Origin of the sequence: Microbacterium mitrae (genome assembly GCF_008017445.1) — a bacterium.
Taxonomy (GTDB): Bacteria; Actinomycetota; Actinomycetes; order Actinomycetales; family Microbacteriaceae; genus Microbacterium; species Microbacterium mitrae.
This window is the reverse complement of the sequence record NZ_VRSW01000006.1, coordinates 1-15,283: the sequence shown is the minus strand read 5'-3', so window position 1 is coordinate 15,283 and position 15,283 is coordinate 1. Positions and strand designations below refer to the sequence as shown.

The 15,283-nt window shown below is 61.3% G+C and carries 11 protein-coding genes; 4 read left to right on the top strand and 7 right to left on the bottom strand.

Going from position 1 to position 15,283, the window contains the following annotated elements:
* Positions 1 to 30 precede the first annotated feature (30 nt).
* Together FVP60_RS12420 and FVP60_RS12415 are read right to left on the bottom strand one after the other, a co-directional pair.
* Positions 31 to 1,074, bottom strand: a complete 1,044-nt coding sequence (locus FVP60_RS12420) for an NAD(P)-dependent alcohol dehydrogenase (protein ID WP_147826614.1) — start codon at positions 1,072 to 1,074, stop codon at positions 31 to 33.
* Between the two features lie 196 nt (positions 1,075 to 1,270).
* Positions 1,271 to 1,870 (bottom strand): hypothetical protein, encoded by a 600-nt coding sequence (locus FVP60_RS12415; protein WP_147826613.1) that lies wholly within the window; start codon positions 1,868 to 1,870, stop codon positions 1,271 to 1,273.
* A gap of 182 nt (positions 1,871 to 2,052) precedes the next feature.
* Here FVP60_RS12415 and FVP60_RS12410 point away from each other — a divergent pair, with 182 nt between their 5' ends.
* The gene (locus FVP60_RS12410) at positions 2,053 to 2,823 is read left to right on the top strand and encodes a hypothetical protein (protein ID WP_147826612.1); all 771 of its coding nucleotides are present in this window, start codon (positions 2,053 to 2,055) and stop codon (positions 2,821 to 2,823) included.
* A 440-nt stretch (positions 2,824 to 3,263) separates the two neighbouring features.
* Here FVP60_RS12410 and FVP60_RS12405 read toward each other — a convergent pair whose 3' ends face one another.
* Positions 3,264 to 4,832, bottom strand: a complete 1,569-nt coding sequence (locus tag FVP60_RS12405; RefSeq protein ID WP_222705939.1) for an SAM-dependent methyltransferase — start codon at positions 4,830 to 4,832, stop codon at positions 3,264 to 3,266.
* A 271-nt stretch (positions 4,833 to 5,103) separates the two neighbouring features.
* Between FVP60_RS12405 and hrpB the strand changes: the two genes are divergently transcribed.
* The gene (hrpB, locus tag FVP60_RS12400; RefSeq protein ID WP_147826611.1) at positions 5,104 to 7,638 is read left to right on the top strand and encodes an ATP-dependent helicase HrpB; all 2,535 of its coding nucleotides are present in this window, start codon (positions 5,104 to 5,106) and stop codon (positions 7,636 to 7,638) included.
* A gap of 36 nt (positions 7,639 to 7,674) precedes the next feature.
* Here hrpB and FVP60_RS12395 read toward each other — a convergent pair whose 3' ends face one another.
* The 3 genes from FVP60_RS12395 to FVP60_RS12385 all read right to left on the bottom strand — a co-directional run bounded on the left by FVP60_RS12395 (position 7,675) and on the right by FVP60_RS12385 (position 11,531).
* Entirely contained in the window at positions 7,675 to 8,856 is a 1,182-nt protein-coding gene (locus tag FVP60_RS12395; RefSeq protein ID WP_147826610.1) for a type II toxin-antitoxin system HipA family toxin, read from the bottom strand.
* The gene (locus FVP60_RS12390) at positions 8,849 to 9,154 is read right to left on the bottom strand and encodes a helix-turn-helix domain-containing protein (RefSeq protein WP_147826609.1); all 306 of its coding nucleotides are present in this window, start codon (positions 9,152 to 9,154) and stop codon (positions 8,849 to 8,851) included. Before FVP60_RS12390 ends, FVP60_RS12395 begins: the two co-directional genes overlap by 8 nt.
* Before the next feature lie 166 nt (positions 9,155 to 9,320).
* A complete protein-coding gene (locus tag FVP60_RS12385; RefSeq protein ID WP_147826608.1) occupies positions 9,321 to 11,531 on the bottom strand; it encodes an NADP-dependent isocitrate dehydrogenase in 2,211 nt (736 codons plus the stop codon).
* A gap of 243 nt (positions 11,532 to 11,774) precedes the next feature.
* Between FVP60_RS12385 and FVP60_RS12380 the strand changes: the two genes are divergently transcribed.
* Together FVP60_RS12380 and FVP60_RS12375 are read left to right on the top strand one after the other, a co-directional pair.
* Positions 11,775 to 12,179, top strand: coding sequence for a (deoxy)nucleoside triphosphate pyrophosphohydrolase (locus FVP60_RS12380; protein ID WP_147826607.1), 405 nt, complete (start codon positions 11,775 to 11,777; stop codon positions 12,177 to 12,179).
* A complete protein-coding gene (locus FVP60_RS12375; RefSeq protein ID WP_246132613.1) occupies positions 12,139 to 15,090 on the top strand; it encodes a DUF3427 domain-containing protein in 2,952 nt (983 codons plus the stop codon). Before FVP60_RS12380 ends, FVP60_RS12375 begins: the two co-directional genes overlap by 41 nt.
* Here the strand turns inward: FVP60_RS12375 and FVP60_RS13170 are convergent.
* Positions 15,057 to 15,283: hypothetical protein (locus FVP60_RS13170; RefSeq protein WP_222705938.1), on the bottom strand; the 227-nt coding region annotated here is incomplete at its 5' end. The two genes, FVP60_RS12375 and FVP60_RS13170, sit on opposite strands and share 34 nt — an antisense overlap.

The window sequence follows — 15,283 nt, the reverse complement described above, 5'->3', positions numbered from 1 at the left end:
CCCTTTCGCCCGAAGACGAATGCGCGAATGTTATTCGTTGGGCATGACGACGGCGCGTGCCGAGAGCTTGCCCGATTCGAGGAGTTCGTAGGCTTCGAGTGCTTGGTCCATGGTGAAGCGCTGCACATCGGGAACGATTTGGCCCGCCTGGTACATCTTGACGACCTCGTGGAGGTCTTCGATCGTGCCCCAGTAGGTGTTGGTGATGACGGCTTCGTAGGGGTTGGTGAAGAACGACCACTCAACGACGCCGCCGGCGATGCCGACGACGGTGAGGCGCCCGCCCTGCGCCATGGTCTGCTGGCCGAGTTCGATCGTGGGCTTGATGCCGACGAAGTCGAAGATGGCGTCGACGCCGCGTCCGCCGGTGATTTCGCGGATCTTCTCGACCTGGCCTTCTCCGCCGGGTACCGTGATGGCGCCGCGCGAGGCGGCGAGTTCCATCGCTTCGGGCTTCATGTCGGTGGCGATGACGGTCGCGCCGGTGAGGGCCTTGATGATCTGTACGGCGATCTGGCCGAGGCCGCCGAGGCCGATGACGAGAGCGGTCGCGCCGCCCTTGTTGAGCTGGGGGAGTGACAGCTTCATGGCGTGATACGGCGTGAGGGCAGCGTCTGCGAGGGGTGCTGCGGCGACCGGGTCTGCGTCGCCGAGGGGGATGAGGTTGCGAGCCGGAACCGTAAGGTATTCAGCCATGCCGCCGTCGCGACCGAGGCCGATGCCCTGGTACGGGTTGGTGGCGGCGTTCTCGCAGTAGGTGTCTTGGCCGCGCGAACATGCGGTGCAGTGGCCGCAGCCGATGGGGCCGAACACGAGGTAGGCGTCGCCCTTGGTGAATCCGGTGACGCCCTCGCCAACCTCTTCAACCCAGCCCGAGTTCTCGTGGCCGAGCGTGTATTCGGGGTCGAGCCCGTGAACTATGCCAGCCTCAAAGTCGGCATAGATCGCGACGTCCGAGTGGCACGCGCCAGCTCCCGCAACCTTCAGTAGCACCTCGCCCGGGCCGGGGGTGGGCTTAGGAACCTCTTTCAGCGACGGCTTGGTCTTCCAGTCGGTGAAACGTACGGCGCGCATGATTTGCTCCTTGTTTTTGAGCCCGCTGTTGGGTGTGTTGCGGGGTCTACTTCAAGGCTATGCCTGGGTTGTTGCCATGGGGCCGGATTCGGCAGGGAATATTCGGGTGAATAGAATCCTTCGAGACTGAAATCCAGAAAGAACCCAAACAAGCAAGCCGTGCCGTCTCTGCACATCGGTTGATGCGATCGAACCGTCAGTCGTGTGTGCCATTAGAGAGCCGTGCTCCCGTGTGCACAATGATTTGGCGGGTCAGGCTGCATAGATCGCTGAGCCAGTCGAGTATCTGGTGAGCATCGTCGAGTGACCGGAACTTTGGGTGTGACTGCCACGTGAAGGTTCCGTCGTCTGACACGTCGAGTGTATGGAAACCGCCTTTGCCTGATGGATGCGCGATATTGCTCCAGTGCGCATAGAGATCCTTGAAGCCCGGGAGGGACTTGTTCGCCGCGGCAATCACGCGTCCAATTGGGAACCCTTGGGTTGCGCCTGGACCAAGTTTCTGAACCTCGCTGGGCCGATCGGCGAGGTAGTACACAACAGCGAGATTCTCTGCAAATGCCCGCAGGAGCGTCACGGATGCGATTGGATTTCCGCGTTCAACCAGATCGACAACTCCGATGTGCATTGCTTGTGCACGCTCCAAAAAAGCGAAGTATGCGAGATCGTCTTCGTGTAACGCATCGTCGTGGAGTAGAAAATCAAGCGCGCCAGCAACCATCGCGCGACCTTCGGACCGCGCGATGGAAATCTCCGCAGATATGGCCGATGCGTCGAAAGGCTCTGACCTCTTCATGCACGAAGCATAGTACGTTCGTGGTGAAGACCGCGGCGGTGTGTCGCGAGCGGCGGGTCTGTGGTTTCTGCGAACCAGCCGTAGCGAAACGTGGAGAGGAAGCACGTGGCTTTGCCTTCGTCCGAGTAAGTCGCCGGCCGTGGATGAGATCGGGATAGGCCATCCGTCCGGGATACTTAGATGTGCTGAAGAACTGGCTCCCGCAACAGCTCGCTCCGATCGTCGCGAGGCTTTCGCGCGCCGACGACAGCTTCTATCGAATTGCTATGCGATCGCTCGATTGGTCGAAGTCCGATCCGATTGAGCTAACGGAGCTGCGTTCAGCTGACGGACGTACTCGCGTCGAGGTGTCGGCAATCTCGCCAGTACCGTATGATGTAGCACTTCTCTTTTCGGAAGGCATCCATCATCTCCGTACGGCACTTGACAACGTTGTCTGGTACCTGGTCGAGCTAGAGCAAGGTTTACTCTCGGACGTGGCATCGCGAAAGGTAGCTTTGCCGGCCTACCAGGAGAAGTTGAAATTCAATGAGTGGGCCAAGCGCATCCGGAAGGATGTTCCGGCGTTGGGTGACCCAACTACGGAACTCCACGAGCGAGTGTCATCTCTTCAGCCATTCCGCGATGACAGCGGCATCCCGTCCATCCCGCACCGCCTAGTCGCAGCGGCCGGACGCAACCCCGAAGTTGTACACCCGCTCATTCTTCTTCAGGAGTACTCGAATACCGACAAACACCGATCGATTCGTGCGAGCGTTGCGCGACAGCTCATCCACGGCGAGGACGGTGCTCTCACTGGTCTCGGTCTCCTTGCCGAGCCGGTGACCATCGGTTCCCGGGCGGCTCCAGATGGGCGTGTTGGCGAGGTCCGGTTGATCGACAGTTACCCGAGCTTATGCATCGCGCGACCAGCACCTTCCACGTGGGTGGTCTCGCCAGCAGCGGAACTATAAAGATTGGCTGCGTGGGTACGCGACTATGCCATGCCGACTCTGGTAGCGGGCACACTCAGCGTCGAACCCTTCCCTTGCCGCGTAGATGTTGAAGCTAGCAGCGAGATCGACGTTGCGGAGTTGGCAGCGCTTGCGGCGCCCACCTCGCAGTCCCGGCTAGACGAATTTCACTACCGTTTCGTGCGCCCAGCTCTCCTCGATGCGGCGCTGTCGCCGATGAAGATACGGCACGTTGAGTTCCCGGATTAGGGCATCGGCCCGCATTGTTGGTGAAGTGCCAGAGATCGCCCCTGTAGAACGGAAACTGCATGATGCTCCCGCTCGGTCAGAAGCTGGGCTCTCCTCTCATCAAGTAACGTCCCGGTCGGCTCCGGCGGCAGTTTGTTTCTTGGCGTCTCTGAGGTCGCGTGAGAGGAATCTTCGGCATAATTCGGGTCCGGCTATCTGGGTGATGCGAAGTCCTTGAGCGTCAGGATCGCTCGCCGAATGGCGCGTCTGTCTTCGGCTGGCACATCTACTGTTGCAAACGTTGAATCATCATTGCCGATAGCGAGGGCGCCCTGCGGCGCGTTCTTGGTGCGTATGAGGTCGACATAGGCGCCGAAATCAATGTTCCAGATGTTGTACCGCACACCAGGATCGTCTTGCGCAGAATATCCCCGCCGCACAAGGTGCAACACGCGTGCGTCGAAGAGCGTAAGAATCTCTGGACTATGCGATTCATCTTCTGTGACAAGGAACGCACGGGCTTTCTTCCCTCGGATAACCTCATCGATGATCCAATGCAGTAGCCTGATTGCTTCTTGTCGACTCTCGAGCGCCTTCAGTTTGTCAGACTGGTACCAGTCGCGTGCAGCTTGACGAACTAGGGGAACCGTGATTTTCGTGTCGAGCGCATGGGTGGCTGCGATGCCAGCAATATTCAGTGCGTCGCGGGGTACACCCTCAGCCGCGCGGACAAGCTCCGCGAATGCGCGGGAATCTGAGAAAGCCACGGTGATTACCGAGGACGGAACCGAGGTGTCGATACCAGGCACCAGGCCCTCTCCCGCAGCGACGTGGCGCGTGAACAAGTCGCTGAAGAACTCGACGCTCCGCTCCTCGTTTCCTTCATAGACCATGAAATCATCAAGGTTGACGTTCGCCGATATATCGGCCCCGACTTCGAACCCGATGGTTGCGTCTCCACTTGTCGTGCGGAATACGGACTGGTGCTCGATAGCCGCGATCTTCACCACGATTTTCTTAAGCGGAAGAACCGAGCGAAGAAGGAATTCTGCAAGGAAAGGCTGCAGTTCTGGCGGAAGGCTCGACCATTCATCGATCAATATCCACAAGCGTTTGGTTGCCAAGCTCTCGGTGAGATCACGAAGCGCTCGTGAGACCTCACCAAAGTGGATTTCGTGTGTTTCGACACCATTGACCTCCTCCCGGTGCTCATTCGAGGAAGTCTCGCCTGCGATAGTCGCCGCTGTTACACGACCACCGTGAAAACCCCCAGATAGCTCGGCAGCGAAATTGGATCCCGATGATGTTGATTGGCGACTTGTGCGCCCGCGGGACACCGTCCCCTCGACGCGAACGCGAGCAATTGCTTGCGCGAAGGCGTTGGCGCGCGCAACCAATAATTCGTCCCCGGTGGTGGCGCCTTCCAGGGCGCTGGACAGTAACTCCTCGTGCAAGGCTCCGAGAATGTCAATCAGCAGTCGCGTTGCGCGCTCGGCTCGATCAGCGGGAGGGCCACCAGTGACCCCCGTTGGGCTACCAACAGTGCGGAGATCGAGGTAGACAGCCAACTCACCGCTTTCACGTTTCTCGCTCGCTAGGTAGTTCAGCGCGTGGGTTTTTCCTGTTCCACGGCGCCCGTAGATGATCTGGCTATCGACGGTGTCGATGACATCAAAGACTCCCGAATCAGAGAACGTGCGGTGGAGCACCTCGATTTCTTGCTTTTCGGCTCGCTTTGGGATGCGAGAGAGTGTGCGATTGGCGACGCTCAACTGGGGCATGGCTTGAGGGTAGCGTATGCATTGAAGCGAGAACGCTGCGCGGTGTCGGGTTCGTCCGATACGCAAAGGAATCAAACCAGACCGAAAGGACCGGTACGGGCGCGGGCAGATGAAGCCCGGAGGAATCCTGCGGCGAGCATTGTGTCATCAGCCAAAGTCGAACAGTCGACCGGCCGGAAAGTAGACCACTCCACGGTTGCCTGGCCGTTGCGCTCGCGTCTGTGAAGCGACGTACCGAAAACGACACAATCCCCACCGGGAAGGTAGACACATGACCGCCGATTTTGACCTCGCCGCTATCGGGCGCGGGTTGGCGTTCAAGGGTGCTCTTGGCAACGTCGACACCGCGCTCGACGCAACTGACGCAATCGTCATCACAGCCGCACCCGGAACAGGAAAGACCACCCTGGTCCCGCCCCTTGTCGCCAACCGTGTCGAAGGCCGCGTCATCGTGACCCAGCCGAGACGGGTGGCGGCCCGCGCCGCGGCGCGTCGCCTCGCGAGCCTCGACAATTCAAACCTCGGCGACCGTGTGGGGTTCACTGTGCGTGGCGAGCGCTCGATGACCGATGAAACACGGATCGAGATGGTGACGCCGGGGGTTCTGCTGCGGCGGCTCATGGATGATCCCGGACTCACCGACGTTGGCGCCGTCATCCTCGATGAAGTTCACGAGCGCGCAATCGACACCGATCTCCTCATCGGGTTGCTGGGCGAAGTGCGCCAGCTCCGCGACGACATCGTCGTTGTCGCCATGTCGGCGACCGTCGACGCCGAGCGGTTCGCCGCTGTTCTGGGCGACTCCGATCCGGCGCCGATCGTGTCGCACGATTCGGTCGCGCATCCGCTCGACATTAGATGGGCACCACCGCCGGGCGACCGCATGGATGAACGAGGCGTAACCCCCGGCTTTCTGCGCCACGTTGCGCAGGTCGCGGTAGACGCGCATGGCCACGAACCAGACACCGACATCTTGGTGTTTGCGCCAGGCGCGCGCGAGGTAAGCGTGATCGCGATGCATCTGCGCGACGATGTGCGTGACGCCGATGTGCTCGAACTCCATGGTCAGGCACCGGTTCGCGAACAGGATCGCGCCGTCTCAGAACGCGGTGCTGGCCAGCAGACACGAATTATCGTCGCGACTTCGATCGCTGAGTCGTCGCTCACGGTTCCGGGCGTGAGCATCGTGGTGGACTCCTGCCTATCGAGAGTTCCGATGTACGACTCCGGCCGCGGGATGTCAGGCCTTGTAACCGTCTCAACCCCACGCGCATCCGCCGTGCAGCGCGCCGGTCGTGCCGCGCGTCTCGGGCCGGGCACCGTGATCCGCTGCGTCGATGAACGCACGTTCGCTGCCGCCCCCGCATTCGGTACCCCAGAGATGTTGTCCACCGACCTCACCGATGCCGCGCTCCTGTTGGCCTGCTGGGGCGCTCCACGCGGTGAGGGTCTGCGTTTGCCCGACGCGCTGCCAGCCACCGCGGTGGCGCGTGCCGAAACCGCACTCCAGGCCCTGGGTGCTGTCGATGCCCAGGGGAAGGCAACGGCGCTCGGCCACAAGCTCGCCCGCATACCCGCTGACCCGCGGCTCGCGCGAGCGCTGCTCGATGGGGCTGAGCTTGTGGGTTCACGAGTCGCGGCCGAGGTCGTCGCCGCGGTGAACGACGACATTCGCGCCGACGACGCTGACCTCGACGCCACGCTGCGGGCGCTGCGCGATGGCAGGCATCCGCAGCATCGCTCCTGGAGCCGTGAGGTTGATCGCTTCACCCGCCTCGCGGGCCGAGCAAATGGTTCCACCCGCGCTGATTCCGTCGGCCTCATCGTGGCGCTCGCGTTTCCCGATCGCATCGCGCGCCGGGTGGCAGACGGGGTGTTTCAGCTGGCGTCCGGAACCAGGGCAGGAGTCGCAGGAGAGCTGGCGGGTGGCGAGTGGCTGGCCGTCGCCGACATCACGCGCGCGACGAGTCGGGTCGCCGCGGGAACGGGTGCCGTCATCCGGTCCGCGGCGGCGCTTGATGAAGAGTCTGCGCTCGTCGCCGCAAAGCACTTGACGACAGATCGGATCGAAGCGACCTTCACCGACGGTCGCGTGGTCGCCCGCCGCGAAAAGCGAGTCGGCGCTATCGTGCGCTCCTCGGTTCCGGTGTCTGTGAAAGCCGGGGTCGAAACGGAAGCCGCTGTGCGTCGCGCTCTGCAAGCTCGCGGGCTCGACCTGTTCGAGTGGGCGGAGAGCGCGGTCGCATTGCGCTCGCGGCTCGCGTTGTTGCACCGCGTGATCGGCGAACCGTGGCCGTCGATGTCGGACGATGCGTTGCTCGCTCGACTGGACGAGTGGCTCGCGCCCGAGATGTCCGCGCTCGCGGCAGGCAAGTCGGTGTCGAAGATCGACTTGACCTCGGCACTGCGACGGTTGCTGCCATGGCCCGAGGCCGTCGCCTTTGATGAGCTTGTTCCGGAACGTCTGCGGGTGGCGAGCGGCGCGATGATCCGGGTGCAGTACTCGCTTCACGACGACGTCAACCCGTCGGCCGTGGTTGCGGTGAAGCTGCAGGAGTGCTTCGGAATGCTGGAATCTCCGCGGGTCGCTGGCGGGAGAGTTCCGGTCATCTTCCATTTGCTGTCTCCCGGCGGTCATCCGCTGGCGGTAACGGCAGACCTGGCCTCGTTCTGGGCCGGGCCCTATGCGCAGGTTCGGGCTGAGACGCGCGGCCGGTATCTGAAGCACCCCTGGCCCGAAGACCCTTACACCGCTGTGGCGACGGCTAAGACCAATCGGAGACTGGCGGCAGAGAAGGGCGATTGAGGGCGTTCGGAAATCCGCCGCGCCTTCCCCGCGACGCTAGAGCGCTTCGATCGCAGCTGCGATGCGATCGTCCATGACGGCGACGGACCGAGAATCGGCGCCGTTCGCCGTCGCCAACCGGCTGGCATCGGCGAGTGCGGCGCGCAGTTCAACCGCGAAATCATCTGCGTCGGCCTCGTCCACGTCAAACAGCCGGAGTGAGTCGCGCTGTCGTATCGCCTCGATGGTGACGGAGTTCTCGCCGGCCAGCGAGAGCTGATGATCGTCGCCGTCACCGAGCGGCTCTGGGTTGACATCGAAGACGGGGGAGAGCTGCCAGCTGGTTCCTCGGCGCAGGAACCCATGGTTCCGTAGGTGGTCATCGAGGTTTCCTACTGCGGCGCCGAAGAGAGCTCGCCGCCAGAGTTCCCGGGTGTCGGCGCCGTTCAGACGCGCAAAGTCGACGACGTCAACCCAGTCGCCGCCTTCACCATCGCCGGCTTCCAGAGCCGTCATCGCCGAGATATACGGGATTCTGACGCCGTCGACGGAACGGTCGAATCGCTTCAGTAGCAGCACCGTGCGTCGCTCGCCGTCGACGGTGAATTGCTTAGCTAAGTGTGTGGGGGTGTCGATGCCGACGCGCTGCATGAGTTCGAACATGACCGCCTCCCACGCCATCTTGTTCCAGTCGTCGCCGTTGGGCTTCGGAAACTTGGCCAGCCACAGTTCTGACCCAAGTCGCACATTCGCCTTGGGGCGTGCTCCACCCAGTGATCCCGTCGCACGGAAGAGTCGACGCACGGCGGCATTGTCGATGTCGCGCTCGTTGCGTTCGATCTGATCGGCGACGCGCATCAAGGCGGTGAGGTCTGATTCTGCAGGGACGCCGTTTTCGTCGGCGCACGGGATTCCGTTCTCCCAGAAACGGGTGGCGCCCTGACGGCTCTCGTCGCTGACACCAAGCATCAGGCTGATCTCATCGAGTGTTCGCCCGGCGGCGCGGTTGAGTACCTTTCGCCCCCAGGTATCTGGCGCGGAATCGCTGAAAGGGTTCGCTGCTGCCAAGGGGAACGCGCCGCGATGGAGGCTGAGCATGGGTGCGAGCGGGAAGGCCGCCCGGTTGCGGAGATAGTCGTCGTCGTACGTGAAGGACCCGGTGGCGCGTGTGCGGTGAATTCGGCCGGCCAGCACGTCTTGGCCGGAGATCACTGTCGTGACCTCGATTGGCTCAGCCATCGTCACGTACCCGCACCCGAATGGGGAGCACCTCGTCAGCCATGAGGCGACCGCGGTCAGTCTCGTACGGATCTGTTGCCGTGACTACCTCGTTCATGAGGCCCAGGACGCGAAGAACGCTCATCGTGATCTCCAGAGATGCGCCGTCGCCCCTCTCCAGTTTGCTGATGGTGGGTGGCGTGGTTCCGGCACGCTCGGCGACCATCTTCGCGGTCAGGCCGAGGAGCTTGCGCTGCGTGGCGATGTTTTGCCCAATAGTGCGCAGCGCGCGCTTCACGGGGAGCGGGGTAGATTTCACTCCTCCAGGATAAAGGATGTTTTTCTTTATGCAAAGTCTTATTAGATGCAGTATTTTTTATCTAAATGTGACCGGGCACCTTTTTCCTGGCCGGAGGCGACGCAACGAGAATGGCCCGGCCGAATCCAAAGATCCGACCGGGCCACCCCGTTGCTAAACGAACGTCTTACAGAGCGTCGATCGCAGCGTTGAGCGTTGCCGACGGGCGCATCACGCGGTAGGTGAGAGCCTCGTCGGGGCGGTAGTAGCCGCCGATGTCAACGGGCGTTCCCTGCACGGCGAGCAGTTCGTCAACGATGGTCTGCTCGTTCGCACGCAGCGTTGCGGCCAGCGGCGCGAAGGCCGCAGCCAGCTCGGCGTCAGCCGTCTGCGCGGCGAGCTCTTCGGCCCAGTACAGCGCGAGGTAGAAGTGCGAACCACGGTTGTCGATGGTTCCGAGTCGGCGACCCGGCGACTTGTTCTCGAGCAGGAACGTACCGGTTGCCTTGTCGAGCGTCTCGCTGAGAACGCGTGCCTTGTCGTTGCCGTTCACGTTGGCGAAGTGCTCGAACGAGGCTGCCAGCGCGAGGAACTCGCCGAGGCTGTCCCAGCGCAGGTAGTTCTCTTCAAGAAGCTGCTGAACGTGCTTGGGGGCGGAACCACCGGCACCGGTCTCGAAGAGGCCACCACCGTTGAGAAGCGGAACAATCGACAGCATCTTTGCCGAGGTTCCGAGTTCCAGAATCGGGAACAGGTCGGTGTTGTAGTCGCGGAGGACGTTACCGGTGACCGAGATCGTGTTCAGACCCTGGCGGATGCGCTCGACCGAAAGCTTGGTTGCCTCGTACGGCGCGAGGATCTCGATGTCGAGGCCGGTCGTGTCGTGCTCGGGCATGTAAGCCTTGACCTTGGCGATCAGGTTCGCGTCGTGTGCGCGGTTCTCGTCGAGCCAGAAGACCGTCTTGTCACCGGTTGCGCGTGCGCGCGAAACAGCAAGCTTGACCCAGTCGCGGATCGGGATGTCCTTCGTCTGGCATGCACGCCAGATGTCGCCCGCCTCAACGTCGTGCTGAATGAGCACGTCGCCAGCCTGGTTGACGACGCGAACGGTTCCGGCTTCTGCCAGCTCAAACGTCTTGTCGTGCGAGCCGTACTCTTCAGCCTTCTGAGCCATCAGGCCGACGTTCGGAACCGAGCCCATGGTTACCGGGTCGTACGCGCCGTTGGCGCGGCAGTCGTCGATAACGGCCTGGTAGATGCCGGCGTAGGAGGAGTCGGGAATGACGGCGAGCGTGTCGTGCTCGGCGCCATCGGGGCCCCACATGTGACCCGACGTGCGGATCATCGCAGGCATCGATGCGTCGACGATGACGTCAGACGGAACATGCAGGTTGGTGATGCCCTTGTTAGAGTTGACCATCGCGAGGCGCGGGCCATCCTTGATGCCCTGCTCGAAGGCGCGGCGAATCTCTTCACCGTTGGGCAGCTCGCCCAGGCCGTCGAGAATCGCGCCGAGGCCGTTGTTACCATCGAGCCCGGCGTCGAGCAGTTCGGTGCCGTACTTTGCGAACACATCGGCGAAGAACGCGCGAACAACGTGGCCGAAAATGATCGGGTCAGAGACCTTCATCATCGTGGCCTTGAGGTGCACAGAGAACAGAACGTCTTCATCCTTCGCGCGCTGAATCTGCGCAGCGAGGAATTCGTCCAGCTTCGCAACCGAAATGAAGGTTCCGTCAACGACCTCACCCGGGAGAACCTTGAGCTTCTCCTTGAGAACCTTCACGTCGCCCGCAGCGTTGACGTGCTCAATGCGCAGCACGTCGTCAGCCTCGATGATGACCGACTTCTCGTTCGAGAAGAAGTCGTTCTGACCCATCGTGGCAACGTTGGTCTTCGACTCGGGGGTCCATGCGCCCATCGAGTGCGGGTTCTTGCGTGCGTACTCCTTGACCGACAGCGGAGCGCGGCGATCGGAGTTGCCCTCGCGGAGAACCGGGTTTACAGCCGAACCCTTGATCTTGTCGTAGCGAGCGCGGGTGTGCTGGTCTTCGACCGTCTCCGCTTCGTCGGGGTAGTCAGGAATGTCGTAACCCTTGGCCTGAAGCTCAGCGATGGCTGCCTTCAGCTGCGGAACCGATGCCGAGATGTTCGGTAGCTTGATGATGTTGGCCTCGGGCGTCGTGGCCAGGCCGCCGAGCTCTGCCAGAGCATCGCCGATGCGCTGCTCGTCGGTCAGCTTCTGCGGGAACTCCGCGATGATGCGGCCAGCGAGCGAAATGTCGCGGGTCTCGATCTCTACACCAGCGGTGCCAGCAAAGGCGCTGATGATGGGAAGGAGCGAGTGCGTTGCCAGAAGTGGCGCCTCGTCGGTGTGGGTGTAGATGATCTTGGCCATCGTGCGGCAAGCTCCTCGCGTGACAGGCTGAAAAGTGTCTTGATATCAAGATACCTGAGTGGGCGTGTTGCCCAGGAATCAGCTTAGTTCAGGGGTAGGGGATGTGCGAGGTGGGGGTGGGGGCGTGGGGGTAGCGGAACCATCGGGTTGCGTGGGGGTGGAACGGTTGGGTCGGCGGTGGTGGAACGGTCTGGTCGTGATGAACGTCCGTCCCCTTCGGTACGCTGCCAGTGGGAGGCCAAGGTGAAAAAGCAGATCAACGTTGTCGGCGCGGTCATCGTGCGAGACGGCGAGGTGTTGTGTGCACAACGTGGCCCAGGCGCCCTTGAAGGAATGTGGGAGTTCCCCGGCGGCAAGATCGAGGCGGGGGAGACGCCGCGCGAAGCGCTTGAACGGGAGATTCGCGAAGAACTCGAATGCGTAGTCTCGGTCGGTGAGCAGGTTGAAATCACCGCCCACGAGTACGACTTTGGCATCGTCACGCTGACAACGTTCTACTGCGAGCTGATAGAGGGCACACCAAAGCTGACCGAGCATGCTTCGGTCGTTTGGCTCAAGCCCGAGCGGCTCCTCGACCTAGAGTGGGCGCCGGCCGACGTGCCTGCCGTTGAACGAATCCAGCGAGACTTCGATTCCGTTGGCGCGTGACTTTGATTGGTCGAGCGACTTCGCACTCGACCTTGAATATGGTTTCGCGAACCGTGCTGTAGCCGCTCCAAAAGCAAATGGTCCTCGGCTGGTAGACAACGCCGACGACAACACGATGCTTCGCGCCTTGCGAGAAGAACTCAAGACATCGAGTCAGTTTGTATTTTCGGTGGCTTTCGTCTCACCCGGTGCGATCTCGCTGCTAAAGCAAGAACTCGTCTCTTTTCGCGGAGCCGGGACGATCATCACGTCGGACTACCTGGGCTTCAACTCGCCGGGTGCGTTCCGTGAACTTCTTGCCCTGCGTAACCACGGCATCGATGTTCGCCTCCACAGCGCGGCAGCCTTCCACCCAAAGGGTTACATCTTTGAGCACGACAGCCGAGTGACGATGATCCTCGGCAGCTCAAACCTGACCAAGAGCGCGCTCGTGACGAACCATGAGTGGAATCTACGGGTGTCTGCTTTGGAAGGCAGCGACCTCGGAGACCAAATCGACCACCTCGTCGATGGCCAGCTGTCAAACTCAATTGAGCTCACCGAGCAGTGGGTTGACGAGTACGAACTCACCTACGTTGCACCGCCTCGCAATTCGCGCACGCGCACGATTGTGGGCAGCGGAGATACTCGCATGCCCGACCCGGATCGGCCCCTGCCGCTGATCGCTCCCAATGCGATGCAGGCCGAGGCACTTTCGGAGCTCGACGCTATTCGACGATCAGGCAAAGACAAGGCCATCGTCATCTCCGCCACGGGCACGGGAAAGACCATCCTCTCCGCCTTCGACGTGAGGGCGGTCGACCCAGACCGATTTCTCTTTGTCGTTCACCGCGAGCAGATTCTTGATAAGGCAATCCAAGAATTTCAGCGCGTGCTCGGAGCCGCACCGTCCGACTTCGGCAAGATCAGTGGTTCCGAACGCGCAACGGACGCCCGGTACGTCTTTGCGACCCGCCAATCGCTGTCGCGCGACGATGTGCTCCAATCCATCGACCCGCACGCGTTCGAATACATTCTCATCGACGAAGCTCATGGCGCCGCGTCCGAGTCATATCGGAAGATTCTGAGCCACTTTCGGCCCACGTTCTTGCTGGGCATGACAGCAACGCCCGAACGCACGGACGGTGCCGATTTGTTCGAGCTGTTCGACTACAACGTCGCGTACGAGATCCGGCTCAATCGGGCGCTTGAAGAGAACATGCTCGTGCCTTTTCACTACTTCGGCGTCACGGACTACACCACCGACGACGGATCGACTATTGGCGACAACTTCGCCGACCTCCCCAAGCTGCTGTCGCACGCGAGGGTCGACCATATTCGCGCCACTTTGGAGACCTACGGGCACAAGAGCACCCCCGTCAAAGGTTTGATTTTCTGCCGCTCCAAAGCAGAGGCTCATGGTTTGGCTGAAGCGCTCAACCGCTCCAGCGTGGATGGCAAGCCACTTCGCACGCGGGCTCTGACAGGTGATGACACGATTGAGCAGCGAGAGGCGGCAGTAGCACTGCTCGAAGGTGGCGAACTCGACTACATTCTGACCGTCGACGTCTTCAACGAAGGCATCGATATCCCGTCCGTGAACCAAGTTGTGATGTTGCGGCAGACCCAGTCGGCGATCATCTTCGTTCAGCAACTCGGTCGCGGGTTGCGAATCGCGCCGGACAAGGAATTTCTTGTCGTCATCGACTTCATCGGCAACTATGCAAACAACTATCTGATCCCGGTCGCGCTGTTCGGAGATGAATCACTGAACCGCGAATCGGTGCGAAAGAACCTCATCGCCGCGGAAGAAATCGGCGTGGTTTCCGGGCTTTCCAGCGTTCGATTCGACGAGATTGCGCAGCAGCGAGTGCTCGAGGCGATCGCCGCCGCGAAGCTGGACAGCATGGCCAATCTGCGGGCCGCGCTCGAAAACATGCAAGCGCGCTTGGGGAGAGTGCCACTGCTCGCGGACTTCCAGCGCTTTGACGCCGCCGACCCCGTTGTGCTCGGAACGGTCCGCGGAAACTACCCGGAACTCGTGTCCAAGCTGCTGAAGGTTCCCACCGGTCTCAGTACCGAAGAGTGGGACGCTCTCGCGTTGCTTTCTCAGGAGGTTCTCGCAGCCAAGCGCCCCCACGAAGCGATCGTCGTTCGTGAACTGTTGGCGCACGGAGAGCGCAGCGTCGATCAATTAATTGACGCAATCGTCAGCCAGGGGTTCTCCGCAACACCTGCGCAGGTCGACACTGCCGTGCGCGCGTTGACGTTTGAGTTTTACACTGAGCAAGAGCGGAACAAGTACAAGATTCCCCTCGCGGAACGGCGCGACGGCATCATCGCCGCGACCGGAGTCTTTGGTCGGAACGCATCACGGAGCGAGTCGTTTGTTTCCGCGATTGAGGACTTACTCGAAACAACGATTGCAGTCGTCAGCGAGCGGTACTTCTCCGATGTTCCGTTCGTGCAGGGGCGGCAATATTCACGAAAGGATGCATGTCGACTGCTGTCGTGGAGCAAGAACGTTTCGGCGACTATCTACGGCTACAAGGTCGACGCGCTGACTCGGACATGCCCGATCTTTGTCACGCTTCACAAGAGCGACGAGATCTCGGCGAGCACTGCTTATGGGGATGAGCTGCTAAGTCGTTCGACGATGCGCTGGTTCACGCGGAGTCGTCGAACCCTGCAGAGCGGTGAAGTGCGCAGCATTGTAGAAAATGAGGTCGACCTGCACGTCTTCGTGAAGAAGGACGATGCCGAAGGAAGCGACTTTTACTACCTCGGCAAGGCGCGATCCGAGGGCGCGGCAGAAACTGTCATGCCGGGGGACACTCCGCACGCAGTGGTCGAGATGATTCTGCGGTTCGATCAATCGATCGACGCGGCTCTGTTCGACTACTTCCAGCCGATGCTGACGTCGGCGTCGTAGCGTGAGGCGTGGACCGCTGCTTCTAGCGGTCCAAAATCCTCTCCTATTGTTCTCATGTTTTTGCGCCTCAATCTGGGGAATATCGATACTTGAATGTCGGTGGCCCCTGGGAGAATGGAGGCATGAACAGCAACACGCACATCCTCGCCGACGCGGTCAGCGTCGTGCGCGAGAGTGTTGCTGATTTGTTGGT